This window comes from Streptomyces sp. NPDC033131 (genome assembly GCF_055578365.1).
Map to the genome: position 1 here is coordinate 44,830 of NZ_JBVIPA010000011.1, position 24,613 is coordinate 69,442.

Sequence of the window (24,613 nt, forward strand, 5' to 3'; positions counted from 1 at the left end):
AGCGTGACCCAGCCGGCCGTCCAGCGGACCGACGCGAACCGGACCGGCCCTCACCGGATCGACACCACCAGACCGCATCCGGCCCGGGTCTACGACTGGTTCCTCGGCGGCAAGGACAACTATCCGGTCGACGAGGAACTCGGGCGGCGGATCACGTCGATCGACACCGGAGCCCTGCGGGCGGCGCGCGCCAACCGCCGGTTCATGCAGCGGGCCACCCGTCGGCTCGCCCGGGAGGCGGGAATCCGCCAGTTCCTCGACATCGGCACCGGCATACCCACCGAGCCCAACCTCCACCAGATCGCCCAGTCCGTCACCCCGGACGCCCGCGTCGTCTACGTCGACAACGACCCGATCGTCCTGGCCCACGCCGAGGCCCTGCTCCGCGGCACGCCCGAGGGCGTCACGGAGTACCTCCAGGCCGACGCGCGCGATCCGCGGAGCATTCTCGAACAGGCCCGCCACATTCTCGACTTCGACCGGCCGATCGCCCTGTCCCTGATCGCCCTGCTGCACTTCGTCGCGGACGAGGACGGCGCGTACGAGCTGGTGGACGCCCTGGTCGACACCCTCGCGCCGGGCAGCTGCCTCGTGCTGTCGGCGATGACGGCGGACTTCGAGCCGGAGAACGTACAGCGGGGCATCGCCGCGTATGCCGCGGGCGGGGTGACGCTGGTGGCCCGGTCGCAGGCCGAGATGGGCGGCTTCTTCAAGGGGCTCGAGGTGATGGAGCCGGGGGTCGTGTCGGTCGCCGACTGGCATCCGGAGCTCTCCGCGACGGGCGAGAGGCCTGACGGGGAAGGACCCGTGTCGCTGTACGGGGCGGTCGGACTCAAGCCCTGACGCCCTGGTCTTCGCATCCGCGACGCCCCCCGGCCGGCCGGCCGGCCGGCCGGAGAGTCAAGTCCCCTTCACGTGGGAAACACCGCCCGCACCTCCCAGCCGTGACCGCCGCGCGGCCCCGCCTGCAGGTCGCCGCCCAGCGCGGTCACCCGCTCCTTGAGCCCGACGAGGCCGAAGCCGCCGCCGTGTGCGGCCTCCGGGAGCCGGCTGCCGCCGCGGCCGTCGTCCACGACCGAGACCTCCAGCCGGCGCCCCTCGTGGCGCAGGCGGACGGTGATCCGGGTGGCGTCGCCCGCGTGGCGTCGCACATTGGTCAGTGACTCCTGGACGACGCGGAAGGCGGCCGCCTGCACCTCGTGCGGGAGGTCGTCGCGGACGGTGGGGTCGCACAGCAGAGCGACCTGCTGGAGGGGGCCGGCGAAGCCGTCGGTGAGACCGGCGATGCCCGCGATGTCGCCCACCGGCCGGCGGTCGGCCGGTTCGGTACCGGTGTCGCGCAGCACGCCGACCGTGCGGCGCATGGACGCCAGCGCCTCGGTCGCGGCGCGCTCTATGCCGGCGAGGACCGGGTCGAGATCGTCCTGACGGGCGTCGGCCATCATGCGCGCCACCTGCGTCTGGACGAGGATCCCGGTGACGTGGTGGGCGACGAAGTCGTGCAGGTCGGCCGCGATGGCAAGGCGTTCGGAGCGCCGGGTCTCGCTGACGGCCACGGTCCGGCGGTAATCCATGGAACGCAGATAGGCGGCGAACCCGGCGGTGAGGCCGATCAGGACCAGCCCGACCAGCATGTAGCCCTGCATGGTGCCCGGCGTGCCGCGCAGGGCTCGCACCGGCAGCGCCAGGACGGCCCCGCCGACGAGCACGCCGCACACCACGACCGAGGGACGCGGGCAGTGCCGTACCGCGATGAACAGCAGGCACAGCAGAATCGTCAGCTCGCCGGGGCCGAACAGGGCCCCCGGGTACCGCACCGACGCGACCGTGTAGAGGCCGGAGACCACGGCGGGCACGGCGGTACGCACCTGCGGGGTCAGCCATGCGGGGCGCCGGTCGGCGGGCCACAGCACGGCGGCGCCGCCGACCAGCAGGACGGCGGCGACCGGCCAGGGGCCGACGTCCTGGCCGGCGGAGTAGGCCAGGTCGACGGCCGCCGCACTGACGAGGACGCCGACGCCGAAGCCCCGGGCCAGGCCCCGGAGAGAAACGGACTTCATGCCGCTCACCGTATGCGGCACGGACCGCGGCGGGATCGGCCGAACGGCCGAGGCGGCACCGCGTGAACCCTGGCCTTATGGCCGAGGCGCGTGCCCGGCCGCGCGGGCGAGGGTGGAGCCACTTCCCCGGCAGATGGAGCCGCCGCACCTCTTTCGCAGCGATTCCTCGGCCCTCGCCGCCACCTCGGCCTCAACGGTCGAAGTCGTCAGGAGTACATGATGCAGCGCAAGTTCCTCGTCGGTGCGGTCGGCGGTGCGGCCGCGGTCGCCGCCGTCTTCGGTGTCGGCACCCATCTGCTGTCCGGAACGGAGTCGACCACCGGGCTCGACAGAGGGTCCACCGAGTCGGTCGGCGGGCAGAAGGCACTGGCCGCCGACATCGTCGCGGGCCGCACCGAGAGCAAGTACCACCCGCTCCCCTGGGTCGGGGCGAAGGTCTCCGGCGTCACCTGCCCCACCGGCCTGAAGGCCGTCGTCGGGGCCACCGTCACCTGCACCGGCAAGAAGAGTGACGGGCAGAGCGTCGACATCCCGGTCACCGTGGTCAAGGCCACGAGCGAGTCCGTCACCTGGAAGTTCGAGCGCTAGAAAAGGGCCGCACCCCATCATGAGCATTGTTCTGGCCGGTCACGGCCTCGTGAAGAAGTACGGCTCGACCACCGCCCTGTCCGGCGTGGACGTCGAGGTCGGCGAGCGCGACTCACTGGCGATCATGGGCCCCTCGGGGTCCGGCAAGTCCACCCTGTTGCACATCCTGGCCGGGATCGTCCGTCCGGACGGCGGGCAGGTACTGCTGCGCGGCGAGCGGATCGACAAGCTGGGCGAGAACCGGCTCAGCGCCCTGCGCCGGAAGCGCTTCGGGTTCGTCTTCCAGTTCGGCCAACTGCTGCCGGAGCTGCCCGCCGAGGAGAACGTGGCCCTGCCGCTGATGCTGGAGGGCACGCCCCGCGGGCGGGCCGTCGAACAGGCCCGCCGGTGGTTCGCCCCGCTCGGCCTCGACGGGCTGGAGAGGCGGCGGCCCGGCCAGCTCTCCGGCGGCCAGGCGCAGCGGGTGGCGATCGCCCGCGCCCTGGTCGTCGAACCGGACGTGGTCTTCGCGGACGAACCGACCGGCGCACTCGACCAGACCACCAGCACGGAGGTCGTCCGGCTGCTGACCTCGGTCACCCGCGACCAGGGCGCCGCACTGGTCATGGTCACGCACGACGCGGAGGTCGCCGCCCACTGCGACCGCGTCCTCCAGGTCCGGGACGGCCGGATCAGCAACCACAGCCAGTACACGGCCGCCTGATCCCCTCGCGCCACGAACCTCCGGAGATGCCGATGCGTTCCCCCGTCCTGCCCCTGACCTGGCATCTGGCCCGGTCCGCCGGCCGCCGCGGCCTGCAGAGCCGGCTGCTGGCGGCGGGAGCCGCCGCCGTCGGCGCGTTCGTCATGCTGGTGATGATCGCCGCCGGTGTCGGCGCCGGCATCCGCGCCGACCACACGACATGGCGTACACCCGCCGCCGTACCGGCGAAGCGGGCCACCGCCGTCCAGGCGCTCGCCACGACGTACGTCCGCCACCAGCCCGTGACCGTCGTCTCGCTGGCCCGCCTGCCCGGCCGCCCGGCCACCCCGGCCCCGCCCGGCCTGGGCGCCTTCCCCAGGAAGGGCGAGGTGTACGTCTCCCCCGCCCTGGCAGAGCTGATGGGCAGGCTTCCCGCGGGCCGGCTGGCCGACCGTCTTCCGAAGGTGACGTCGTACGGCACGATCGGCGCCGCCGGTCTCGCCTCGCCCGACGAACTGGTCGCCGTGGTGGGCCGGGCGCCGAGCGACCCGGCGGTGTCCGAGGCGGCCGGCGGCGGCACCACGTGGTTCGACGAGGGTCAGAGTGCGCGTGCCGAGATCTCCGGGTTCTCCGGAACACGGAAGCCCCTGCTCACGGGCTCGGACAGGGATGCGGTACTGCTGGGCCTGGTGCTGCTGGCGATGCCCGTGGTCGTGCTGTCCTCGGCGGCCGGGCGGCTCGGCGCGGCCCGGCGCGAGCAGCGGCTGGCCGCGCTGCGCCTGGCGGGGGCCACACCCCGGCAGATCCTCACGATGACCGCGGTCGAGGCGGCGGTGGTCGGCGCGGCCGGAGCCCTGGCGGGCGCCCTCGCGTACGTGGCACTGCTGCCGGTCCTGGCCGAGGTGCCCTACGGCGTCGGTGGCTGGTACACCGATCAGCTGTGGCTGGGCCTGCCGTGGTGCGCGGCCGTGGTGGCCGGTGTCACCGTGCTCCTCACCGTCAGCGCGGTGTCGATGCTGCGCCAGGTGGCGACCGCGCCGCTGGGCGTCGCCCAGGAGGCGAACCCGCGCCGCACCCGCTGGATCCGGTTCGCCCTGTTCGCGGCTGCGCTGCTCTACATCTGGCATTCCGCGAACAGCGGCGAGCTGTCGTCCCGGCAGGCACTCATCCTGCTGGGGCTGTTCTACGGCACGTTCTGGCTGTTCGGCCCGTGGGTGGTGGACCGGCTGGGCCGGATCGCGGGCCGCTTCGCCCGCCGCCCGGCGACCCTGCTGGCCGCGCGGCGGCTCAGCGACGACCCGCGCGGCGCCTGGCGCACCGTCAGCGGCCTGGTCCTCGCGGGGTTCTTGGCCGGGTTCTTCTCCGTGAGCCAGTTGGGCAGCCTGGACGGCATGGACGTCCGGAATCAGGTCGCCGTGGTCACCCCGAGCACAGCCGACGCCCGGCACGCGGCCGCCGAGGCCCGTACCCTGCTCGACCGCGCGGGCGTCACGGCGACCGTCACCACCGGTGGCGCCGACGACTACGACAACCTCTTGGGCGGCAACCCGGGGGTGATCGCCCATGTCCTGGGCGGTACGGAACGGGTCGACACCGCTGTCACCGCCCTGACGTCCGTCGCGACGGGCACACCCCCGTACACCGAGGACTACGCGAAGGCGCCCGACCACACGGCCATCGACCGCCTCTCCGAGGTCAGCACCGCCACCCTGGCCCTGAGCTTCGCCGTGGCAACCGCCTCGGCCGGCCTCACCGCGGCGGCGAACGTCCTGGACCGGCGGCGCGTGTACGGCCTGTTGCGGCTGGCGGGCACCCCGCTGCGGGTGCTGAACCGGGCCCGGGTGCGCGAGACGGTCCTCCCCCTGGTCGTCCTGGCCGGAGGCACCACCGCGATGGGCGTGTACGGCTCCTACAAGCTCAACCAGGCGGCCGACCTCACGATCAACGCGACCGGCGCCCTGCAACTGGCCGCCTGTGTGGTCGTCGGCGCGCTGGCGATGTTCGCCGCCATCGCCGGCAGCAGACCACTGCTGAAGAAGGTGACGGCCGATCCGGCCCAGACCGCGGACTGACGACCCCGGGGAAGGCCCGCCGCACCTGTCGGCGGGCCGTTGCCCCACCACCCCTGAGGCATGATCGAGCCATGACGAGCCTCACCCCGCCCGGCGCCCCCATCCGTGTTCTCATCGCCGACGACCAGGAGATGGTCCGTACCGGCTTCCGGTTCTTCCTGGACGCGCAGCCCGACATCACGGTGGTCGCCATGGCGGCCGACGGCGAGGAGGCGGTCGCACTGGCCCGCACGGTGCGGCCCGACGTGTGCCTGCTGGACATCCGGATGCCGAAGCTGGACGGGCTGGAGGCCACCCGGATGCTGGCGGGACCCGAGGTGGCCGACCCGATGCGGGTGGTCGTGGTGACCACCTTCGACCTCGACGAGTACGTGTACGGGGCGCTGCGCGGCGGCGCGTGCGGGTTCCTGCTCAAGGACTCGGGGCCGACCCTGCTGGCGGAGGCGGTTCGCGCGGCCGCCGCAGGCGACTCCCTGGTCTCCCCGTCGGTCACGGTCCGTCTCCTCCGGCACGTCACCGAGACGCCGCCGCCGAACGCCCCGACCCGCCCCGCGCCCCCCGACGAGCCCCTCACCGACCGCGAACTCGACGTGGTCCGCCTGGTCGCCCTCGGCCGCACCAACGCCGAGATCGCCGCCGAGCTGTACGTCTCCCTCTCCACGGTCAAGACGCACCTGTCCAGCGTCCAGCTCAAGCTGGCGGCACGGAACCGGGTGGAGATCGCGGCCTGGGCGTGGCAGAACGGTCAGGCACGGGCCCGGTCCTGACCGGCGCTCAGCCGTCCGAGCGGATGAGCCCCGTCAGGTACCGCCACAGCGACGACCGGCGTTTGGCGGCCTGGTCCGGCACGTCCGCCGCGGGAGCCTCGGCCTCCTGGGGCGCGGGCACGTACCGTGCGGCCGAGGCGGAGAGTTCGTAGCGCACGGGCAGCGAGCGCAGCCCTCGCATGAACGGCGAGGAGCGCCAGGGAAGCTGGTCGACCGGGAGGGCGAGTTCCAGGTGCCCGAACCGTTCGAAGAGGCGGCTGACTCCCGCCGACGCGATCGTCGACGCCAGTTCCCGGGCGGGGCACTGACGAGGCCCCGCGCCCCACGACAGGTGTGCCCGGCTGCTGATGGTGGAGGAGCCCGGTGTCATCTGCCCGGCGAAGAGGGGGTCGGCGTGCGCGGCGGCCGAGGAGACCCACACGGGTTCGCCGGCGTGGATGGTGTAGTTCCCGAGCCGGGTGTCCTTGGCCGCGAACCGCGGCACGAAGTTGACCAGCGGCGGCTTGCGCATGACCACCCTGTTCATGCTCTCGCGGACCATCCCGGCGGACAGGGCGGTGCGCACTCCGCCCTCGCGCTCCCCGGAGATCACCTCGACCACGGTGTTGGAGACGAGGATGCCGACGTGGTCGGAGGTCATGCCGAGCAGCATGAACAGCTCCCTGGCCAGCTCGTCGACCGAGAGGTCCGGGTGGGCGGCCAGCAGGTGGGAGGGGAAGTCGTCGCCCGGCTGCTCGATCTTGGCGGCGGCCAGCTCCGAGAGCGTCTTCAAGAGCCGCTCCAGGGCGGGTTCCGCGTCCGGGCCCGCGTCCAGCACCCGCCACATGTCCATCAGGGCGTCGTCGCCCTGCGAGCCGGGGAAGCCCAGCAGATGGCTCGCCGCCATCAGCGGGAGCGGGCGGGAGAACTGGGCCGACAGGTCGGCCATGCCCGTGCGCCCACCCTGTGCGAGCAGGGTGATCAGCTCGTCGGCGTAGACGGTGACGGCCGATTTGAGCCGCTTGGCCTGGGGGCTCCTCGGGTCCTGGAACGGCCGGAGGGCGGCGTCCCACGCGGTGCGCAGCGCCGGGTAACCGGGACCGCCCTGGATCAGTACGTGGTTGACCTCCAGGGAGGGACCGAGCGGCCAGTCTGCGGGGACCCTGCCCTCCGACCGGGCCCGCCAGTTCTCCAGGCCCTTCGGCCAGCCGGCGTCGTCCTGCAGCACCTCGAGCGACTCGCGGTAGCCCAGCACGAGCCAGGCGGGCACGCCCAGCAGGTCCACCGGCGCGACCGGTCCGTGCCGCTCCCGCAGCCGTTCGTAGACGAGTCCGGGACGCGTCTCGTAGTCCCGGGTCAGCAGGGGCTCCGGGTCCAGGGTTTCCAGCCGCGCGCCGGCCGGCGTGGGCTCCCCTTGGTCGACCAGACGGAATTCCATGGTTCTGGCGCCCCCTTCACCGCCCGTAGCGGTCTGCAGCCTGTGAGTGGTCGCGGATCTCGGAGACCGTACCTCAGCGGTCACACACGTAACACGGCGGGGTACTCACCGGTAATGGAGCCGGCAGCGGAGAAGGCCTGCCGACAGGCACTCACCCGAACAGGCTCGTGCGCTGGTGGGCTGAGAGGGCCGGTGGTGCGCTGAGGGACACCTACCACGTCCTCAGGAGGCATCCGTGATGACCGCTCGTCCGTCCCGAACTGTCCGGTTCCTCTCCTCGGCCCTGGCGGCGAGCGCCCTGCTGGCCACCGCGGCCTGCGCGGACGACGGCGGCGGCGGTTCGGCGGACTCGGACGTCGTGGCGACACCCGTGGCCAAGGGCTCGCGGGCCGTCCCGCCGTTGGCCGTGACCTCGCCGACCCCGTCGGCCTCGGCCCGGCTCACCGCCGCCGGGGCCCGGGCCGCGCTGCTCACCGAGGCCGATCTGGAGGACAACTGGGCGCAGATGGGCGACAAGGAGGCCGCCTCCTGGCGCGAGAGTCTGCTCATCGGCAAGGTCGACGTCGCGGAGTTCCTGACGGCCAAGACCGACGCCGTCGACTGCCAGAAGCTGCTCGACACCCTGTACAGCGACGATCTGCTGGGCAAGCCGTCCGGGGCGGGCGCGCTCAGGGGCTTCGAAGAGGGTGACTCCCGTCTTCTCCAGCAGGTCGCCGCCTACGACAAGGTGGCCCTCGACGAGTCCCTGGCCTGGCTGAAGACCCTGCCCACCGAGTGCGACCAGTTCACCGCGACCGACGACACGGGCGACGAGCGCACGGTCCAGGTGACCGAGACCTCCGTGCCGAACGTGGGCGACGCCCGGCAGGGACTGCACGTCACCGTCCAGGGCACGGCCGCCGACGCGCCCGCCACGCTCACCCTGGACGTCGCCGCCGTACGGGTCGGCACCGACGCGATCACCGTCACCGCCGGCGGTCTCGAGGGGGGCGAGGACGACTCGGTCGAGCGGGCGGTCCGGCAGGGCACCGAGCGGCTGAAGGACGTCCGGGCAGGCCGGACGCCCGCCGCGGACCCGGGCGAGATCGGCTGACCTCAGGATCCCGTCTGCTTCCGCACCGCGTGTGGGCTCGGCCGTTTCCGCTCGGCCGTTTCCGGGACAAGCTGATCATCGGACGGCACAATGGCGGCGATGGACGCGGGCGCGATAAGGAGCAGTGACGTGAGCGAGAGCGACACCCCGTCAGGCCGGTCGGCGAGGCTCAACACCGGTGTGGCGCACAACGCACGCGTGTGGAACTACTGGATCGGCGGCAAGGACAACTACGAGGTCGACCAGCAGGTCGGCGAGCACGTCGCCGGGATGTTCCCGATCATCCGCGAGATCGCCCGCGCCGACCGTTGGTTCCTGGGCCGGGCGGTCCGGTTCCTCGCCGAGGAGCAGGGCGTCCGCCAGTTCCTCGACATCGGCACCGGGCTGCCGACGGTGGACAACACTCACGAGATCGCCCAGCGGATCGCACCCGAGTCGCGGATCGTGTACGTCGACAACGACCCCATCGTCCTGGTGCACGCCCGCACCCTGCTCACCAGCACCGCCGACGGCGTCACCGACTACATCGACGCCGACGTGCACGACCCGGACGCCATCCTCGAACGGGCCTCGCAGACCCTCGACTTCAGCAAGCCGGTCGCGGTGATGATGCTGGGCATCCTCAACTTCGTCCTCGACACCGCCAAGGCGCGGGACATCGCGCGCCGCGTCATGGCCGAGCTGCCCTCCGGCAGTTACCTGGCCCTGACGCACCCCACCTTCGACGCGGACCTCGGCGGCGAGGGGCAGATCCCGGCGATGAAGTTCTGGAACGAGAACGCCACGCCGCCGATCTGCGCCCGCAGCCGCGAGGACATCGCCGCCTTCTTCGAGGGACTCGAGCTGCTGGAACCGGGTCTGGTGTCGTGCTCGCAGTGGCGCGCCGAGCCCGACTCCCCCGTCGTGGTACCGCAGTTCGGGGCGGTGGCCGTGAAACCCTGACGCCGGCGCCGCCGCCGGTCCGGCCGAGCTCGTCGTGGAGGACGTATGACCACCCTTGCCGACCCCGTCCCCGGCGGACGTCCCGGAGAGCCGGAACGGGCCGCCGCGCTCGCCGACGAACTGGCCGGGCGGGGCGTGCACGGCGTCGTCCTCTGCTACGTCGACACCGCGGGCGTCACCCGGGTCAAGACCGTCCCGACGGCACGGCTGGCGGCGGCGGTGACCTGGGGCGTCGGCATGTCGCCGGTGTTCGACACCTTCCTCGCCGACGACTCGATCGTCGCCACCGACGTGCTGGGCTCGCCGGACGGCGATCTGCGGCTGTATCCCGACCTGGACCACCTGGTGGCGCTGGTCGGACAGCCCGGCTGGGCGTGGGCGCCGGTGGACCGGCTCACGCAGGAGGGCGAGCCCCATCCGGGGTGCGGGCGTACCCTCCTGCGCCGGATCGTCCGGGAGGCCGCCGAGCGGCACGGTCTTGCCTTCAGAGCGGGCATCGAGATCGAGTGGGCCGTCGGTCAAGGGCCGTCCGCCGACGGGGACTTCGTGCCCGCGACGACGGGACCGGCGTACAGCGCCACCCGGCAGGTCGAGCTCAGCGACTACACCGCCGACCTGCTGGCCGCGTTCGCCGCGCAGGGCGTGGAGGTCGAGCAGCTCCATCCCGAGTACGCGGCCGGGCAGTTCGAGGTCGCGGTGGGCGCGCTCGACCCGGTGGCCGCGGCCGACCGCAGTGTGCTGGTCCGGCAGACGATCCGCGCGGTGGCGGGGCGCCACGGCCTCGTCGTCTCGTTCGCTCCGGCGGTCTTCGCCCAGGGCGTCGGCAACGGCGGCCACGTCCACCTCTCCGCCTGGCGCGACGGTGCGAACCTGCACTCCGGGGGCGGCGGCCGGTACGGCATGACGGCCGAGGCCGAGTCCTTCGCGGCGGGCATCCTGGCCCGCCTCCCCGCTCTCACGGCGATGACCGCGCCGAGCCCGGCGAGCCATCTGCGGCTCAAACCGTCCCAGTGGGCCGGGGTGTTCACCGCCTGGGGCCGGGAGACCCGCGAGGCGGCGCTGCGGGTGGTCACCGGGACCGCGGGGGTCCGCGACCGGGCCGCGAACCTGGAGGTCAAGCCGGTCGACCTGGCCGCCAACCCCTATCTCGCGCTGGCCTGCCTGATCGCGGCCGGTCTGGACGGCCTGGCCTCGTCCGCGCCGCTGCCCGGGGAGATCACCGGGGATCCGGCCCGACTCGATCCCGAGCAGGCGGCGGCCCGGGGTGTACGACGGCTGCCGACCTCGCTGTCCGAGGCCGTCGAGGCGTTCCGCGCCGACGAGTTGCTGCGGACGGTGCTGGGCCCCGTCCTCGCCGACGCGGTGATCGCCGTACGCCTCGGCGAGATCGCGGCCGTCGCCGGGCTGGACGACGAGGGCGTGGCGGCGGCGTACCGCTGGAAGTACTGAGATGGGCGCGGGTCCCGTGCACGAGACGCTCGCCGCCGTGCGGCTGGTGGACCACCACTGTCACGGGGTCGTCACCGCCGGCCTCGACCGGCCGGGCTTCGAGTCGCTGCTCACCGAGGGCGGCGTGTGGCCCGGGATCTCACCGTTCGACAGCCCGGTCGGCGTGGCCGTCCGCCGCCACTGCGCACCGCTGCTGGACCTGCCGCGCCATGTGCCCGCCGAGGAGTACGTGGCGCGGCGGGCCGAGCTGGGTGCGGGCGAGGTGAACCGGCGCTTCCTCGCCGCCGCGGGCACGGAGGTGTTCTGCGTCGACACCGGGTTCACCCCGGACCGCCTCACCACGCCGCGGGAGCTGGCCGAGGCGGCGGGCGGGACGGCGTACGAGGTGGTACGGCTGGAGGCCGTCGCCGAGGCTGTGGCGGCGGGCGGGGTGGAGCCGGGCGAGTACGCCGGGACGTTCCGCGCGGCCGCTCTGGGGGCCGTGTCGCGGCCGGGTGTGGTGGCGGTGAAGTCCGTCGCCGCCTACCGCACCGGCTTCGACCTGGACCCGGTGCGGCCCTCGGACGCGGAGGTCACCGAAGCGGCCCGGCGCTGGCTCGCCGACGGCGGCCGGCTGGCCGATCCGGTCCTCGTACGGGAGCTGCTGTGGACCGCCGTGGATCTGCGGCTGCCGCTCCAGCTGCACACGGGCTTCGGCGACGCGGACATCCGACTGCACCGGGTGGACCCCACCCACCTGACGGACTGGCTGCACCTGACCGCCGGCACGATCCCCGTCCTCCTGCTGCACTGCTGGCCCTACCAGCGCCAGGCGGCCTACCTGGCGGCCGTGTTCGAACAGGTGCACCTCGATGTGGGGCTCACCCTGCACCACGTCGGTCCCTCCCGGGCCGGGGCGGTTCTGGCGGAGGCGATGGAAATCACGCCGTTCCGCAAGCTGCTGTACAGCTCGGACGCGTACGGTGTGGCCGAGTTCTACCATCTCGGCGCGCTGGCCTTCCGGCACGGCCTGGCCGGCCTGCTCCAGGAGCGGGTGGACGCCGACGAGCTGAGTCTGCCGGACGCGCTGCGGGTCGCGGCGTGGACGGGCGGCGCCAACGCGCGCCGCCTCTACGGACTTCCCCCGACCGACACCGATCCCCCTCGTCCCAGTCCCCACCGCGACTGAGTGTTCGCGAATCCCGGAAAGTATGATCAAGCAATGTCTGACATGACCGATACCACGCCCGGCTGGCTCACTTCCGACGAGCTCGAGATGGCGCGCGCCCGGATGCCGATCCTGTACGTGGAGGCCGTGCCCGTGCGCGTCGACGACAGCGGCGAAGTCACCAGCGTCGGCCTGCTGCTGCGCATCGGGTCCGACGGAACGGTCAGCCGGACTCTGGTCTCGGGCCGCGTCCTGCACCACGAACGGGTCCGCGACGCCCTGCTGCGCAACCTGGAGAAGGACCTCGGCCCGATGGCGCTGCCCCAGATCCCGCCCTCCCTGCAGCCCTTCACCGTGGCCGAGTACTTCCCCACACAGGGCGTCACGCCGTACCACGACCCCCGTCAGCACGCCGTGTCCCTCGCCTACGTCGTCCCGGTCAGCGGCGACTGCCGCCCCCGGCAGGACGCCCTCGACCTGGTCTGGTTCAGCCCGCAGGACGCCCTGTCGCCCGCGATGCAGAGCGAGATGCCGGGCGGGCACGGAGTGCTGCTCAAGCAGGCGCTGGCGCACGTGGGCTGCTCGGTCTGAGCGGCGGCCCGGCGGCGGCTGCGCCGGTCGCGGCCGTCGGGGCGGGGATCGTCGGTTCGTCGATCGCGTACCACCTGGCCCGCCGCGGAGCCTCCGTGGCCCTGGTCGACCTCGGTCCGGCCCCTGTCACGGGGTGACCGGCGCGTCCTTTGCACGCATCGGCGGCTCCGGCGGGGACTGGCCGGGTGGCGCGCGCGACCGGACGGCTGGTCGCGCAGGACATCGTCACGGGGTGCCGGCAGCCCGAACTGCGCCGGTGCCGGTTGGCGCGCGGCGGGTCCTGACGCGCGAGGTCACTCCGGGTCTTCGGGCTTGCGCTGGGTCGTGCCGGGTTCGCCCGTTTCCCGGCGCCACTCGACGACCAGCTCGTCCTTGGTGCCGAAGCGGACCAGGTGACGGCCGACGACGTCTTCGAGGAGGTCGAGGTGTTCGGTCTCCGTCTCCACCGAGAGCAGCAGGGCCCCGTCGACGGCGGTGAGCGAGCCGGTGCCGTTCTGGAAGATCAGCCGGCCCTCACCGGTCTCCTCGTCCCAGTGGGTCTCGCTGCGCCGGCCCAGGTGGGAGGCGAGTTGCTTGGCGTAGCGGTGCGGCCGGTCGGTGACGACGCGGGCCTCGGAACGGGACATGGCATACTCCGGGGGATCATGGTGCGGCGAACGGCCAACCGCGAAGACCGGGTCCGGCCAACGCGAAAAGGGCCCTCACAAGCTCTCGCCTACGAAGACCCCTCGCACCGTCGGGACGACAGGATTTGAACCTGCGACCCCTTGACCCCCAGTCAAGTGCGCTACCAAGCTGCGCCACGTCCCGGTGCCGTCTGACCTGGGGTTTCCCCCGGCCGATCGCGCATGGAAACAATACCGCACTCGGGTCCGTGGTCGCGCCCACGTTTCACCGCACCCGCTCTTGACCTCAACTTTGCTTGAGGTTGCACGATCGTCGGTATGACGATCACCGAAGAACGAGGTCGCGGGTACGGGTACCGCGACCTGCCCCGCCTCATGGAGCTGATGACGGGCGACGAGAAGCACGGACCGGCGGCGACGTCGACGCTGGACGCGTTGTGGGTCCTCTACGACCGAGTGCTCCGGGTCGGGCCCGAGCGGCCGGACGATCCCGCGCGGGACCGGTTCCTGTTGTCCAAGGGGCACGGGCCGATGGCGTACTACGCGGTGCTGGCCGCCCAGGGCTTCGTACCCGTGGACTGGCTGCCGGGCTTCGGCTCGTACGACTCCCCGCTCGGCCACCACCCCGACCGCGTGCTCGTGCCGGGGGCCGAGATCGGCAGCGGCTCACTGGGACACGGGTTGCCGATCGCCGTGGGCACGGCGCTCGGGCTGCGCGCACAAGGGCTCGACGAGCCAAGGGTATGGGTGCTGGTGGGGGACGCCGAGCTGGACGAGGGCAGCAATCACGAGGCGATCGCCTTCGCCGGGCCCGCCGGGCTGGAGCGGCTGCACACCGTCGTGATCGACAACGCCTCCGCCAGTCACGCCCGGCCCGGCGGGATCGCCGCGCGCTTCGCGGCCGCCGGCTGGTCCGCGGCCACGGTCGACGGCCGTGACCACGAGGCCCTGTACGCCGCCTTCACCGCCCCGCACCCGGGCCGCCCGCACGTGGTGGTGGCCCGGGTCGAGCCGAAGTCCGCCTGAACGTCCGCCCCGACCTCTCCGGAAAGGCCCGAACCTTCCATGGACACCATGCGTGACCGTCTCCCCGCCGTCGTCTCGCGCCTGCTCGACGAGGATCCGCGGGTCGCGGTCGTCCTCGCCGAGATCGGCCGGGACGGCTTCACGGAGGCCTGGCACCGGCACCCCGACCGGGTCGTCAACGTCGGCATCCGCGAGCAGCTCCTCGTCGGGGCGGCCGCGGGGATGGCCCTGACCGGGCTGCGGCCCGTCGTGCACACCTTCGCGAGTTTCCTCGTCGAGCGGCCCTTCGAGCAGATCAAGCTGGACCTCGGACACCAGGACGCGGGGGCGGTGCTGGTCAGCGCCGCCGCGTCCTTCGACTGGCCCGCGGGCGGGTACACCCACATGTCGCCCGGGGACGTGGCACTGCTCGACACCCTCGACGGCTGGACCGTGCACGTGCCGGGCCATCCGGACGAGGCCGAGACCCTCCTGCGGCATGCGGTCGCCGCCGCCGACGACAAGGTGTACGTACGGCTGTCCGTGCAGGCCAACCGGGAAGCGTTCCCGGTCGACGGCGAGCGGTTCCGCACCGTCCGCGAGGGCCGCTCGGGTGTGGTCGTCGCCGTCGGTCCCCTGCTGGACGCGGTGCTCGCCGCCGTGGCGGACCTGGATGTGACCGTGCTGTACGCGACGACCGTACGGCCCTTCGACGCGGCCGCCCTGCGCCGGGCCACGGAGACGGCGGGAACCGACGTCGTGCTCGTGGAGCCGTATCTCGCGGGTACGTCGACGGCGGCCGCGAACGACGCCCTCGCCGACGTACCCCACCGGGTGCTGGGCCTCGGTGTGGGCCGCCGCGAGCTGCGGCGTTATGGCCGCGTCGAAGAACACATCGCCGCGCACGGCCTGGACGCCCGGTCCCTGCGGGAGCGGATCGGCGGGTTCGTGGCGGGTGGGGCGGTGACGGGGGATGCGTGAGACGGACCGGTCGTGGACCGGGCCGGCGTGAGACGGGTCGGTCTGTGGAGCCGGGCGGGCCTTCTCCCCCGAGGCCGTCCGCTCCCGTGCCGCCGCCGAACCCGAGCCCGCGCGTCCTACTCCCCGGCCGGCCGGCCCAGTTCCGGGTGCGCGTCGAGCAGTCGCGTCGGTGCCGCCTGGCGCCAGGAGTCCGCGAGGATGTCACGCACCTCGTCCTCGTCCTCCAGCGCGGCCAGGCGGGCCCGCACCCAGGCGAACTGCGCCTCGTGGTCGGCGATCCAGAACTTCTCCGGTTCGGCCAGCACCAGTTCGTTGCGCTCCTCCTTGGGGCAGCGCACGGCGAGGGACGTCTCGTCCTCGGGCAGTGTGGCGAACATCTTCCCCGCCACCCGGAACGTGGGCATGCTCCAGGCGATCTTCTCCGTCGTGTCCGGCAGGGACAGGGCGATTCGGCGTGCGTCTTCGGCGTCCGGCATGACAGGCACCGTAGTGGCTGCCACTGACAATCACCTGGTGACAGCTGTGACTCCGCTCCCTGCGGCCGCCCCCACGTACTTGCAGCGGAGCGTCGTCGGCCGCAGCACCCCGGCCGGGTCCGCCGCGTAATCGGGGATCACTCCCGCCCGCGTCCGGCCGGCGGCCGTGTAGAGGTGCTCGGCGGGGCTGTCGGTCGCCGTGTCCAGGTGGAGGAGGGTGATGCCCGCACCGACGGCCGCCTCCTCGGCGGTCGCCGGCAGCCTGCGGCCGAGGCGCCGTCCGCGGGCCTCCCGGCGCACCATCAGCTTGACCAGTTCGGCGCGGTGGCGGCTGTTGGGCTTGTCGGGGAGCGCCAGGCTCACGGTGCCGAGTGTCCGGCCGTCGTCCCGCGCGACCCACACGGCGAGCTGCCCGGCGGCCACGCCCGCCGCCCGCTCCCGCCACCAGGCGAGGGCCGCCGCCCGCCCTGGCGGGCTCGTCGCCTCCGTCAGGGCCGGAAGGGTCATCGTCACACGCATGACGGTCCAGCCTGCGTGCGGCCGGTGGCCGATTCCCTACCCCCGTGCGGCGTCTGCGAGCGCGTCGAGGACCGGCCGGATCAGCGGGTGTTCCTCGGCTCCCCGGCGTACGGCCGCGAAGACCCGGCGGGTGGGCGCGACTCCGTCGACGGGCCGTACGACCACACCGGCGAGGTCCATGCCGATCAGCGCCGAGCGGGGTACGAGCGCCACGCCCGCGTCGGCGGAGGCCAGGGCCACGACCGCGCGGAAGTCGTCCGAGGAGTGTTCGAGGCGTGGCTGGAAACCGGCACTCTCGCAGGCCAGGACGACCACGTCGTGGCAGGGGTTGCCGGGGTAGGGCCCGATCCACGGGTCCTTGGCCAGGTCCGCGAGCGGGACCTCCCCGGCGTCGGCGAGGCGGTGGGCGGGGGGAAGGACCGCGTCGAAGGGCTCGGCGTAGAGGGGCACGTGGGTGAGCCGGGGGTCGTCGGCGGGCGGGGCCCCGCGGTACTCGACGGCGACCGCGACGTCGACCTGCCGGTCGAGGACCATCGGCAGGCTGGCATCGCCCTCGGCGTCCTGGACGCGGAGGCGGATGCCGGGCGCGGACTCGGCGAGGCGGGCCACCGCGGGCGCCACGACCAGGGCGATGCCGGTCGCGAAGGAGGCGACGGTGACGGTGCCGGCGGCGCCCGAGCCGTACGCGGCGAGCTCGGCCTCGGCCCGCTCCAGCTGGGCGAGGACCAGGTGGGTGTGACTGAGCAGGATCTCGCCGGCCGGGGTCAGCCGTACGCCCTTCGCGCCGCGCTCGACCAGCCGGTGGCCGGTCTCCTGCTCCAGGGCGGTCAGCTGCTGCGACACCGCCGAGGGCGTGAGGTACAGCGCGGCGGCAGCCGCGGTCACCGTGCGGTGGTCGGCCACCGCACGGAGGATGTGGAGCCGCCGCGCTTCGATCATGAAGACGATTATCGCAATATGTCCGGCCGGGCTGTACGTCTGTACCTGTAGCCGTCAGCCTTCGAGTTCCGCGCGGGCCGACACGAACGCGTCGACCGCCCGGTTCACGTCCGCCGTCGAGTGCGCGGCGGACAGCTGCACCCTGATGCGGGCCTGGCCCTGCGGCACGACCGGATACGAGAAGCCGATCACGTACACGCCACGCTCCAGGAGCAGTTCCGCCAGGCGGGCCGCCTTCGCCGCGTCGCCGATCATGACGGGCGCGATGGCGTGGTCGCCGGGCAGGACGTCGAAGCCCTCCGCGGTCATCCGGCGGCGGAAAAGGGCGGTGTTCTCGGCCAGCCGCACCCGCAGGCCGTCCGCCGATTCGAGCAGGTCGATCACCTTCAGCGAGGCGGCGGCGATCACCGGGGCGAGGGTGTTGGAGAAGAGGTAGGGCCGGGAGCGCTGGCGGAGCAGGGCGACGATCTCGGCCCGGGCGGCGACGTAACCGCCGGAGGCGCCGCCGAGCGCCTTGCCGAGGGTGCCGGTGATGATGTCGACGCGGTCCATGACGCCGTGCAGCTCGGGGGTGCCGCGGCCGCCGGGGCCGACGAAGCCGACGGCGTGGGAGTCGTCGACCATGACCATGGCGTCGTGGCGGTCGGCGAGGTCGCAGATCTCGCGCAGGGGGGCCACATAGCCGTCCATCGAGAAGACGCCGTCCGTGACGATCAGCTTGCGCCGGGCACCCGCTTCGGTGGCCTCCTTCAACTGCCGTTCCAGGTCGGCGAGATCACGGTTGGCGTAGCGGAAGCGGCGGGCCTTGGACAGGCGGATGCCGTCGATGATGGAGGCGTGGTTCAACGCGTCCGAGATCACCGCGTCCTCGGGGCCCAGCAGCGTTTCGAACACGCCGCCGTTGGCGTCGAAGCAGGAGGAGTACAGGATCGTGTCCTCCTGGCCGAGGAAGGCCGCGAGCCGCGTCTCCAGTTCCTTGTGCACCTCCTGTGTGCCGCAGATGAAGCGCACGGAGGCCATGCCGTAGCCCCAGCGGTCCAGGGCCTCGTGGGCGGCGGCGATCACCTCGGGATGGTCGGCGAGGCCGAGGTAGTTGTTGGCGCAGAAGTTGAGCACTTCGCCGCTGCGGCCGCCCGCGGTGACGTTCACGGTCGCGGACTGCGGGCTGCCGATCACGCGCTCGGGCTTGTGCAGGCCGGCGGCGCGGATCTCGTCGAGGGTGGCACGGAGGTCGTCACGCACGGAGTCGAACATCATCAGTCCTTGGTGGGTCAGAGGGTCCAGTCGAGGATGACCTTGCCGCCGCGGCCGCTCGCCGCGTCGGCGAACGCCGCCTCGTGGTCGCGGTAGCCGTACCGGCCGGTGATCACGGGCGCCAGGTCGAGACCGCCCTCCAGGAGCACCGACATCGCGTACCAGGTCTCGAACATCTCACGGCCGTAGATGCCCTTGATCGTGATCATCGAGGTGACGATCCGGGCCCAGTCGACCGGGAACTCCTCGGCCGGCAGGCCGAGCATCGCGATCCGGCCGCCGTGCGTCATGTTGGCGATCATGTCCCGCATGGCCTCGGGGCGCCCGGACATCTCCAGGCCGATGTCGAAGCCCTCACGCAGACCGAGTTCCCGCTGACCGTCGGCGATGGTCGACTCGGCGACGTTCAGCGCGAGACTCGCACCGATCTTGCGGGCCAGCTCCAGCCGCTCCTCGCTGACGTCGGTGATCATGACGTTCCGCGCCCCGGCGTGCCGGGCGACGGCGGCGGCCATCAGGCCGATCGGCCCGGCACCGGTGATGAGGACGTCCTCCCCCACCAGCGGGAAGGACAGCGCGGTGTGCACGGCGTTGCCGAACGGATCGAAGATCGCGGCCACGTCGAGCTCGACGGGGATGCGGTGCACCCAGACATTGGCGGCGGGCAGCGCCACATACTCGGCGAACGCCCCGTCGCGGCCGACCCCGAGCCCGATCGTGGCCCGGCACAGATGCCGCCGTCCGGCGAGGCAGTTGCGGCACCTGCCGCACACCAGGTGGCCCTCGCCGCTGACCCGGTCGCCCGCCGCGATGTCGGTGACGTCCCGGCCGGTGTCGACGACCTCGCCGACGAACTCGTGGCCGAGTACGAGCGGGGTGCGGATCGCCTGCCGCGCCCAGCCGTCCCAGGACCGGATGTGCAGGTCGGTGCCGCAGATCCCGGTGCGCAGCACCTTGATCAGTACGTCGCCGGGTCCGACTGCGGGCTCGGGCACGTCCGCGAGCCACAGCCCCGGCTCCGCCTTCTCCTTGACCAGCGCCTTCACGCTACGGCTCCTGTGCGTGGGTCCCCGGGTCCAGGCATGCCGAAAGCGGCCCGTTCCGGGGAGAGGGGTGGGATCGCGTAGCAATCTGCCGTACGGCGGCGCCCCGGTCCATCGAGGATTTCTTAAGCGGCGCCACAGCTCTGCTTCACGCCCGCCCCCCGGCGCGCGTCAGCCAGTCAGAGCCAGAACCCGTCGGTCTCCCGCCGCTCCACCCGTACGACGAGTTCGGCGGCCGCGGCCTTGATGGTGTCCAGCCCGGACCTGCCCCAGGGGCGCGGCTGGACATCGGCGATGCACACCGTGCCCAGCACCATGCCGGTGGTGTCGATGAGCGGAGCGCCGAGATAGGAACGGATGCCGAACTCGTCGACGACCGGGTTGCCCGCGAACCGCGGATAGTCGCGGACGTCCTCCAGCACCAACGCCTTGCGCCGGACGACCACATGGGGGCAGAACCCGTGGTCGCGTTCCATGAGGCGGCCCATCTCCGGCTTGGTCTCCTCGTCGGGGGACGTGCGGGGTCTGACGTCCGGAACGCGCAGGCCCGCGAAGAACTGCCGGTGCTCGTCGATGAAGTTGACCATGGCGTACGGCGCTTGCGCCCGCCCCGCGAGATGGGCCGCGAAGGCGTCGAGCGCGGGCTCCGGATGCTCTCCCAGCCCCAGCAGGCGCAGCCGCCGCACACGGGCGGGCGCCTCCTTGTCCTCGGGGGTGAGCAGCAGTCGACCGGCCGGGCGGGGCAGGTCGTAGCTCATGGGCGGGCTCCGTCGCTGTGGGCATACGTCATATGCGGCTCCGTTGCGGGGTGTGCGGGGGTCACATGTGGGCGCCGTGGCTCGGCGCGGGTGCCGGGCTGTGGGCGATCAGGTGCCGTACCAGGGTCAGCAGGGTCTGGACGCCCGAGCTGGAGATCCGGGCGTCGCAGCGCACGACCGGGATCTGTGGATCGAGGTCGATGGCGGCGCGGACCTCCTCGGGGTCGTAGCGGTAGGAGCCGTCGAACTCGTTGATCGCGACGATGAAGCCGAGACCGCGCTGCTCGAAGAAGTCGACGGCGGCGAAGCACTCCTCCAGGCGCCGGGTGTCGGCGAGGATGACCGCGCCGAGCGCACCCTCGGACAGTTCGTCCCACATGAACCAGAAGCGCTCCTGTCCGGGCGTCCCGAACAGGTACAGGACGTGTTCCGGGTCGAGGGTGATGCGGCCGAAGTCCATGGCCACCGTCGTCTCGACCTTGTTCTCGATGCCTTCGAGGCTGTCGGTCTCGGCGCTGACCGTGGTGAGCAGCTCCTCCGTGCTCAGGGGCGCGATCTCGCTGACCGCGCCCACGAAGGTCGTCTTGCCTACTCCGAACCCGCCCGCCACCAGGATCTTCAGTGCGGTGGGGAAGGGGTCAGAGCTGTCGTCGTAGTCCATCGAGCACTGCCTCCAGAAGGGCCCGGTCAGTCGGGTTGTGGGTGAACTCGGGGGGTTTGGTGGTCAGCGCCCCGCAGTCGACGAGGTCGGCCAGCAGCACCTTGGTGACCACCGCGGGCAGCTTCAGGTGGGCTGCGACCTCGGCGACCGAGACGGGGGCGCGGCACATGTCGAGTACCTGCGCGTGTTCGGGGCCGAGGTAGCCGAGGGGGGTGGCTCCGGTGGCCATCACGTGCGACAGCAGGTCGAGCGCGATGGTGGGCCGGGTACGGCCGTTGCTGACCGTGAAGGGGCGCACCAGCCGTCCGGCCGCGTCGTCGAGCCAGGGCCCGTCACCGGCCGCCGCCACGCTCAAGGCCTCATCGCAGACGGTTCGACGGAGTGCTGGCGGGGCGCGGTCACCAGGTAGGGGCGGACGCTCTTGACCAGCATGGCCATCTCGTAGCCGAGCACCGCCGCGTCGGCCTCGCGGCCGGCCAGCACGGCGAGACAGGTGCCGGATCCGGCGGTGGTCACGAACAGCAGGGTCGCGTCGAGTTCGACGACGACCTGGCGGACGTCACCGCCGTCGCCGAAGCGGACGCCCGCGCTGCGGCCGAGGGAGTAGAGGCCGGACGCCAGGGCGGCCATGTGGTCGGCGCTGTCGGTGTCGAGACCGTGGACCGACTTCACGAGCCCGTCGCAGGACAGGAGGACCGCACTGGTGGTGTGCGGTACGCGCTGCACGAGGCCGCTCATCAGCCAGTCGAGATCGGATACATGGCCGGTCGGCGCTTCGCTCGCCATGGTGGATCGACTCCTTGAGGTACGAAGGTCTGCGGGAGCGCTGGGGGGTGGGGTGAACGTGGGGGTGGTCATCCGGCGGGTGCGCTCCCGTCGTGCCGGGTGGTGTGGTCGAGATCGAGCCCGGGCGCGGACAGGCCGTCCCGCACGCCGCGTACGTCGTACGCCCCGGGCCCGTGCCCGGGGTGCGCCTCGGCTATGTGGGACGGGTCCATGGGGTGTGCGTCCATGGAGGGCGGGGTGGCCATGTCCGTGACGTCCGTGTGGCCGAGGTCCAGGGGCGCGAGGGGCACGAGGGGCGCGGTGCGGGGACGCGGCACGGGCGCGCGTACGAAGTCCATCGGGGCGGGCTCCACGCCGGACAACCCCAGGCCCTGGCCCGCGGGTGCCGTCGGCTCGTCGGACGCCGCCTCGAAGTGCTGTTGGGCCTCGGCCAGGCCGATGCCCCGCTGGAAGGCGGCCATCAGGCCCGGGTCGTGGCCTGCCAGGTACTCCGATTCCTGGCGGGGCGCCGGCCCGTCGCGCAGTTGGGGAGCGATGTGCTCCTGGGCACGGCGCCGGGGCAGCTGCGGCTTGCCCATGGTGCCGCGCACGGCGCCGTTGCGCGGGGTGGGCGGTGCGGCCACGTGCTCCTCGACCAGGTGCCGGTTCTCGGGCCGGACGCCGGGCACGGCCTCCGCCGGGGTGGGCCGCTGCTCGCGGGCTCCGCGCACCGGCAGCGGTGCCGGTCCGTCGCCCTTCTTGAGCGGCGGCGCGGTCTCCCGCTGTCGAGGGTGCGGCGGGGCCGACGGCGCGCCGGGTGCGCTCGGTGTGCCCCGGTGCCCCGGCTCCGGTCGCGGCTGGGGCTGAAGCTGAAGCTGCGGCTGCGGCTGCGGCTGCAACGGGACCGGTTCGGAGGGGCTCGCCCCGCTCCCCGGCGCGTCCGGCGGTTGCGGTACGGCTCCGGGGGCGTCCGGCGTCGCCCCCAGGAGCACCTGCGGCACCACGAGGACCGCCTGGACTCCGCCGTAGATGTTGGTCTGCAGCCGGACATGGATGCCGTGCCGCTTGGCGAGCTGCGAGACCACGAACAGCCCGATGCGGCCGTCGGCCAGCAGGCTCGCCACGTTGACCTGGTCGGGGTCGGCGAGCAGGGCGTTCATCCGGCTCTGCTCGCCGACGGGCATGCCCAGCCCGCGGTCCTCGACCTCGACGGCGAGCCCCGAGGTGACGAGGTTGGCGCGCAGCAGCACCTGGGTGTGCGGGGCGGAGAACACCGTGGCGTTCTCGACGAGTTCGGCCAGCAGGTGGATCACGTCGGCGACGGCGTGGCCGCGCAGGGTGCCGTCGATCGGCGGCACGAGCTTGACCCGCGAGTACTGCTCGACCTCGGCGATGGCGGAGCGCAGCACCTCCGTCATGGGGACCGGGTTGCTCCACTGCCGGCGGGAGACGGCCCCGCCGAGCACGGCGAGGTTCTCGGCGTGGCGGCGGATGCGGGTGGCGAGGTGGTCGACGTGGAAGAGGCCCTTGAGGAGGTCGGGGTCCTCGATCTCGTTCTCCAGCTCGTCGAGGATCGAGATCTCGCGGTGCACCAGCGACTGCAGGCGCCGGGCGAGATTGAGGAAGACCTCGAGTTTCTGTTCGCTGCCGGCCTGGCTGGAGAGCCGCGAGGCCTGGACGACGGCGGTGACGGCCCCGTCGTGGGCGCGTGCGAGGTCGGCGGCGAGCAGTTCGAAGTCGTCGGCGTCCTCGGGCAGGGCGCTGCGCGGTGTGCGCTGGGGCGGGCTCTCTCCGCGGCGCAGCGTCTCGACCAGGGCCCGCAGGTCGGCCTCGCCCCGCGCGTTGCTGCGGCGCAGGGCGCCGATACGGTCGCTCACCGAGTGGGCGGCGCGGTCGGCGGCCACGGCGGCGATCAGGATGCCCGCGCAGGTCACCGAGAGGGCACCGGCGAGCACGCACCACAGGGTCAGGCTGGGGCGGGCGCCGGTGGAGCGGACGGTGAACAGTACGGCGGCGCAGGCGCTCAGGGCCACGGCGACGGGCGGCAGCACGGCCAGACGCAGCAGTTGGGGCCGTATATGGGTCTCGGGCAGCGCGGGAACGGCTCGGGCGGCCGGCCGGCCGTGCCGCCCGCCCTCACGGCGGTCTGCGCGTGTGGCCGGGGCGCGGAGGTGAGACATCGGTGTCCTCGTCGTACTGGTCCGTCGGGCCTGATGGCCCTGGAAGGCTCGCTGCTGCACGTGTCGGATGCGTACGCGGGCACGCGCATGCGGGTGTCGATCGGCAGAACCGAACTTTCCGGCCCTGCGCCGCCCGACGGACACTGACAGTAGTCGCCGACGCATCATGTGCGGTGGGCAGTTGACAAAGTCCCACGGACAGCGTCCCGCTCTGGTATGAGTCCTCGTACGACAGACCGATAAGTTCGTCAGGCACACGCCTCCATCGAACCCGAGATCGATCAATGCTGGTCAGAACCGGTCACGAACGAATGAGCGGTCCAGGGAGCCGCCCTCCTGGAGTTCCGCCCGGTTCGCCGTCCGCACCCGCTCCCTGCCGCTTCGAGTGGCGGACCCGAGCGTTCCAGACCCGCTTCGGCCGGACACGAGCACTCCCGCGAGGTTCACACTCCGTAATGGGCAAGACCGTTCGAAGGGGTGCTCCCGCGGGATATGCCGGACGGAATTGCGGGCGAGCACTCCACCCTGCGACCGGACGGGTACAGAATGTCGATCGACTGCGCGTCCGGCGAAGTCACCCGTCCCAGACCCCAGTTGA

General features: G+C 72.7%; 26 protein-coding genes and 1 tRNA gene. 13 read left to right on the forward strand and 14 right to left on the reverse strand.

All coding sequences use genetic code 11. The annotated features are described in order from the left end of the window. Window positions 1–3 precede the first annotated feature (3 nt). Window positions 4–843, forward strand: coding sequence for an SAM-dependent methyltransferase (locus ACZ5XS_RS16360; protein WP_468651764.1), 840 nt, complete (start codon window positions 4–6; stop codon window positions 841–843). Window positions 844–911: 68 nt separating this feature from the next. Here ACZ5XS_RS16360 and ACZ5XS_RS16365 read toward each other — a convergent pair whose 3' ends face one another. Beyond that, a complete protein-coding gene (locus ACZ5XS_RS16365; protein WP_468651766.1) occupies window positions 912–2,060 on the reverse strand; it encodes a sensor histidine kinase in 1,149 nt (382 codons plus the stop codon). Window positions 2,061–2,276: 216 nt separating this feature from the next. On the opposite strand from ACZ5XS_RS16365, the gene ACZ5XS_RS16370 reads away from it, so the two are divergent. The 4 genes from ACZ5XS_RS16370 (at window position 2,277) to ACZ5XS_RS16385 (ending at window position 6,169) form a co-directional block, all read left to right on the forward strand. Next, window positions 2,277–2,648: a DUF4333 domain-containing protein gene (locus ACZ5XS_RS16370; protein WP_468651768.1), complete on the forward strand. Its 372-nt coding sequence runs from the start codon at window positions 2,277–2,279 to the stop codon at window positions 2,646–2,648. A 19-nt stretch (window positions 2,649–2,667) separates the two neighbouring features. Next, on the forward strand, window positions 2,668–3,351 hold the full coding sequence (locus ACZ5XS_RS16375; RefSeq protein ID WP_468651770.1) for an ABC transporter ATP-binding protein: 684 nt from the start codon (window positions 2,668–2,670) through the stop codon (window positions 3,349–3,351). A gap of 32 nt (window positions 3,352–3,383) precedes the next feature. Continuing rightward, the gene (locus ACZ5XS_RS16380) at window positions 3,384–5,402 is read left to right on the forward strand and encodes an FtsX-like permease family protein (protein ID WP_468652057.1); all 2,019 of its coding nucleotides are present in this window, start codon (window positions 3,384–3,386) and stop codon (window positions 5,400–5,402) included. Window positions 5,403–5,473: 71 nt separating this feature from the next. Beyond that, window positions 5,474–6,169 carry a response regulator gene (locus tag ACZ5XS_RS16385; protein ID WP_468651772.1) on the forward strand — a complete coding sequence of 232 codons (696 nt, stop codon included), beginning with the start codon at window positions 5,474–5,476 and terminating at the stop codon, window positions 6,167–6,169. A 7-nt stretch (window positions 6,170–6,176) separates the two neighbouring features. On the opposite strand, the gene ACZ5XS_RS16390 is transcribed toward ACZ5XS_RS16385, so the two are convergent. Further along, on the reverse strand, window positions 6,177–7,586 hold the full coding sequence (locus tag ACZ5XS_RS16390) for a cytochrome P450 (protein WP_468651774.1): 1,410 nt from the start codon (window positions 7,584–7,586) through the stop codon (window positions 6,177–6,179). A gap of 238 nt (window positions 7,587–7,824) precedes the next feature. Between ACZ5XS_RS16390 and ACZ5XS_RS16395 the strand changes: the two genes are divergently transcribed. The 6 genes from ACZ5XS_RS16395 (at window position 7,825) to ACZ5XS_RS16420 (ending at window position 12,945) form a co-directional block, all read left to right on the forward strand. Beyond that, on the forward strand, window positions 7,825–8,679 hold the full coding sequence (locus tag ACZ5XS_RS16395; protein ID WP_468651776.1) for a hypothetical protein: 855 nt from the start codon (window positions 7,825–7,827) through the stop codon (window positions 8,677–8,679). Between the two features lie 129 nt (window positions 8,680–8,808). Continuing rightward, window positions 8,809–9,621 (forward strand): SAM-dependent methyltransferase, encoded by an 813-nt coding sequence (locus ACZ5XS_RS16400; RefSeq protein ID WP_468651778.1) that lies wholly within the window; start codon window positions 8,809–8,811, stop codon window positions 9,619–9,621. Between the two features lie 45 nt (window positions 9,622–9,666). Continuing rightward, entirely contained in the window at window positions 9,667–11,070 is a 1,404-nt protein-coding gene (locus tag ACZ5XS_RS16405) for a glutamine synthetase family protein (protein WP_468651780.1), read from the forward strand. A gap of 1 nt (window position 11,071) precedes the next feature. Further along, window positions 11,072–12,238 (forward strand): amidohydrolase family protein, encoded by a 1,167-nt coding sequence (locus ACZ5XS_RS16410; protein ID WP_468651782.1) that lies wholly within the window; start codon window positions 11,072–11,074, stop codon window positions 12,236–12,238. A 33-nt stretch (window positions 12,239–12,271) separates the two neighbouring features. Continuing rightward, window positions 12,272–12,808, forward strand: a complete 537-nt coding sequence (locus ACZ5XS_RS16415) for an NUDIX hydrolase family protein (protein WP_217236484.1) — start codon at window positions 12,272–12,274, stop codon at window positions 12,806–12,808. Between the two features lie 62 nt (window positions 12,809–12,870). Beyond that, window positions 12,871–12,945 (forward strand): hypothetical protein, encoded by a 75-nt coding sequence (locus ACZ5XS_RS16420; protein ID WP_468652059.1) that lies wholly within the window; start codon window positions 12,871–12,873, stop codon window positions 12,943–12,945. A 156-nt stretch (window positions 12,946–13,101) separates the two neighbouring features. On the opposite strand, the gene ACZ5XS_RS16425 is transcribed toward ACZ5XS_RS16420, so the two are convergent. Both ACZ5XS_RS16425 and ACZ5XS_RS16430 read right to left on the reverse strand, forming a co-directional pair. Then, on the reverse strand, window positions 13,102–13,434 hold the full coding sequence (locus tag ACZ5XS_RS16425; protein ID WP_468651784.1) for a DUF2218 domain-containing protein: 333 nt from the start codon (window positions 13,432–13,434) through the stop codon (window positions 13,102–13,104). Between the two features lie 110 nt (window positions 13,435–13,544). Beyond that, window positions 13,545–13,618, reverse strand: a tRNA-Pro gene (locus tag ACZ5XS_RS16430). Window positions 13,619–13,752: 134 nt separating this feature from the next. Between ACZ5XS_RS16430 and ACZ5XS_RS16435 the strand changes: the two genes are divergently transcribed. After that, a complete protein-coding gene (locus ACZ5XS_RS16435; protein ID WP_468651786.1) occupies window positions 13,753–14,460 on the forward strand; it encodes a transketolase in 708 nt (235 codons plus the stop codon). 39 nt (window positions 14,461–14,499) lie between these two features. Next, window positions 14,500–15,420, forward strand: a complete 921-nt coding sequence (locus ACZ5XS_RS16440; protein ID WP_468651788.1) for a transketolase family protein — start codon at window positions 14,500–14,502, stop codon at window positions 15,418–15,420. A 116-nt stretch (window positions 15,421–15,536) separates the two neighbouring features. Here the strand turns inward: ACZ5XS_RS16440 and ACZ5XS_RS16445 are convergent, their stop codons facing one another. The 10 genes from ACZ5XS_RS16445 to ACZ5XS_RS16490 all read right to left on the reverse strand — a co-directional run bounded on the left by ACZ5XS_RS16445 (window position 15,537) and on the right by ACZ5XS_RS16490 (window position 24,015). Then, a complete protein-coding gene (locus tag ACZ5XS_RS16445) occupies window positions 15,537–15,896 on the reverse strand; it encodes an MmcQ/YjbR family DNA-binding protein (RefSeq protein WP_468651790.1) in 360 nt (119 codons plus the stop codon). Between the two features lie 30 nt (window positions 15,897–15,926). After that, window positions 15,927–16,403, reverse strand: coding sequence for a GNAT family N-acetyltransferase (locus tag ACZ5XS_RS16450; RefSeq protein ID WP_468652060.1), 477 nt, complete (start codon window positions 16,401–16,403; stop codon window positions 15,927–15,929). 48 nt (window positions 16,404–16,451) lie between these two features. Continuing rightward, window positions 16,452–17,354: a LysR family transcriptional regulator gene (locus ACZ5XS_RS16455; RefSeq protein ID WP_468651792.1), complete on the reverse strand. Its 903-nt coding sequence runs from the start codon at window positions 17,352–17,354 to the stop codon at window positions 16,452–16,454. Window positions 17,355–17,408: 54 nt separating this feature from the next. Next, window positions 17,409–18,608: a glycine C-acetyltransferase gene (locus ACZ5XS_RS16460; protein ID WP_468652062.1), complete on the reverse strand. Its 1,200-nt coding sequence runs from the start codon at window positions 18,606–18,608 to the stop codon at window positions 17,409–17,411. Between the two features lie 17 nt (window positions 18,609–18,625). Continuing rightward, the gene (tdh, locus tag ACZ5XS_RS16465) at window positions 18,626–19,654 is read right to left on the reverse strand and encodes an L-threonine 3-dehydrogenase (protein WP_468651794.1); all 1,029 of its coding nucleotides are present in this window, start codon (window positions 19,652–19,654) and stop codon (window positions 18,626–18,628) included. Window positions 19,655–19,830: 176 nt separating this feature from the next. Then, window positions 19,831–20,409, reverse strand: a complete 579-nt coding sequence (locus tag ACZ5XS_RS16470) for a GAF domain-containing protein (protein ID WP_468651796.1) — start codon at window positions 20,407–20,409, stop codon at window positions 19,831–19,833. A 61-nt stretch (window positions 20,410–20,470) separates the two neighbouring features. Beyond that, the gene (locus ACZ5XS_RS16475) at window positions 20,471–21,070 is read right to left on the reverse strand and encodes a GTP-binding protein (protein WP_217236497.1); all 600 of its coding nucleotides are present in this window, start codon (window positions 21,068–21,070) and stop codon (window positions 20,471–20,473) included. After that, window positions 21,048–21,419 carry a DUF742 domain-containing protein gene (locus tag ACZ5XS_RS16480; protein WP_217236617.1) on the reverse strand — a complete coding sequence of 124 codons (372 nt, stop codon included), beginning with the start codon at window positions 21,417–21,419 and terminating at the stop codon, window positions 21,048–21,050. Before ACZ5XS_RS16480 ends, ACZ5XS_RS16475 begins: the two co-directional genes overlap by 23 nt. A gap of 2 nt (window positions 21,420–21,421) precedes the next feature. Beyond that, window positions 21,422–21,856, reverse strand: a complete 435-nt coding sequence (locus ACZ5XS_RS16485) for a roadblock/LC7 domain-containing protein (RefSeq protein ID WP_217236498.1) — start codon at window positions 21,854–21,856, stop codon at window positions 21,422–21,424. A 68-nt stretch (window positions 21,857–21,924) separates the two neighbouring features. After that, complete coding sequence (locus ACZ5XS_RS16490) at window positions 21,925–24,015, reverse strand: sensor histidine kinase (RefSeq protein ID WP_468651798.1); 2,091 nt, start codon at window positions 24,013–24,015, stop codon at window positions 21,925–21,927. Window positions 24,016–24,613: the final 598 nt, after the last annotated feature.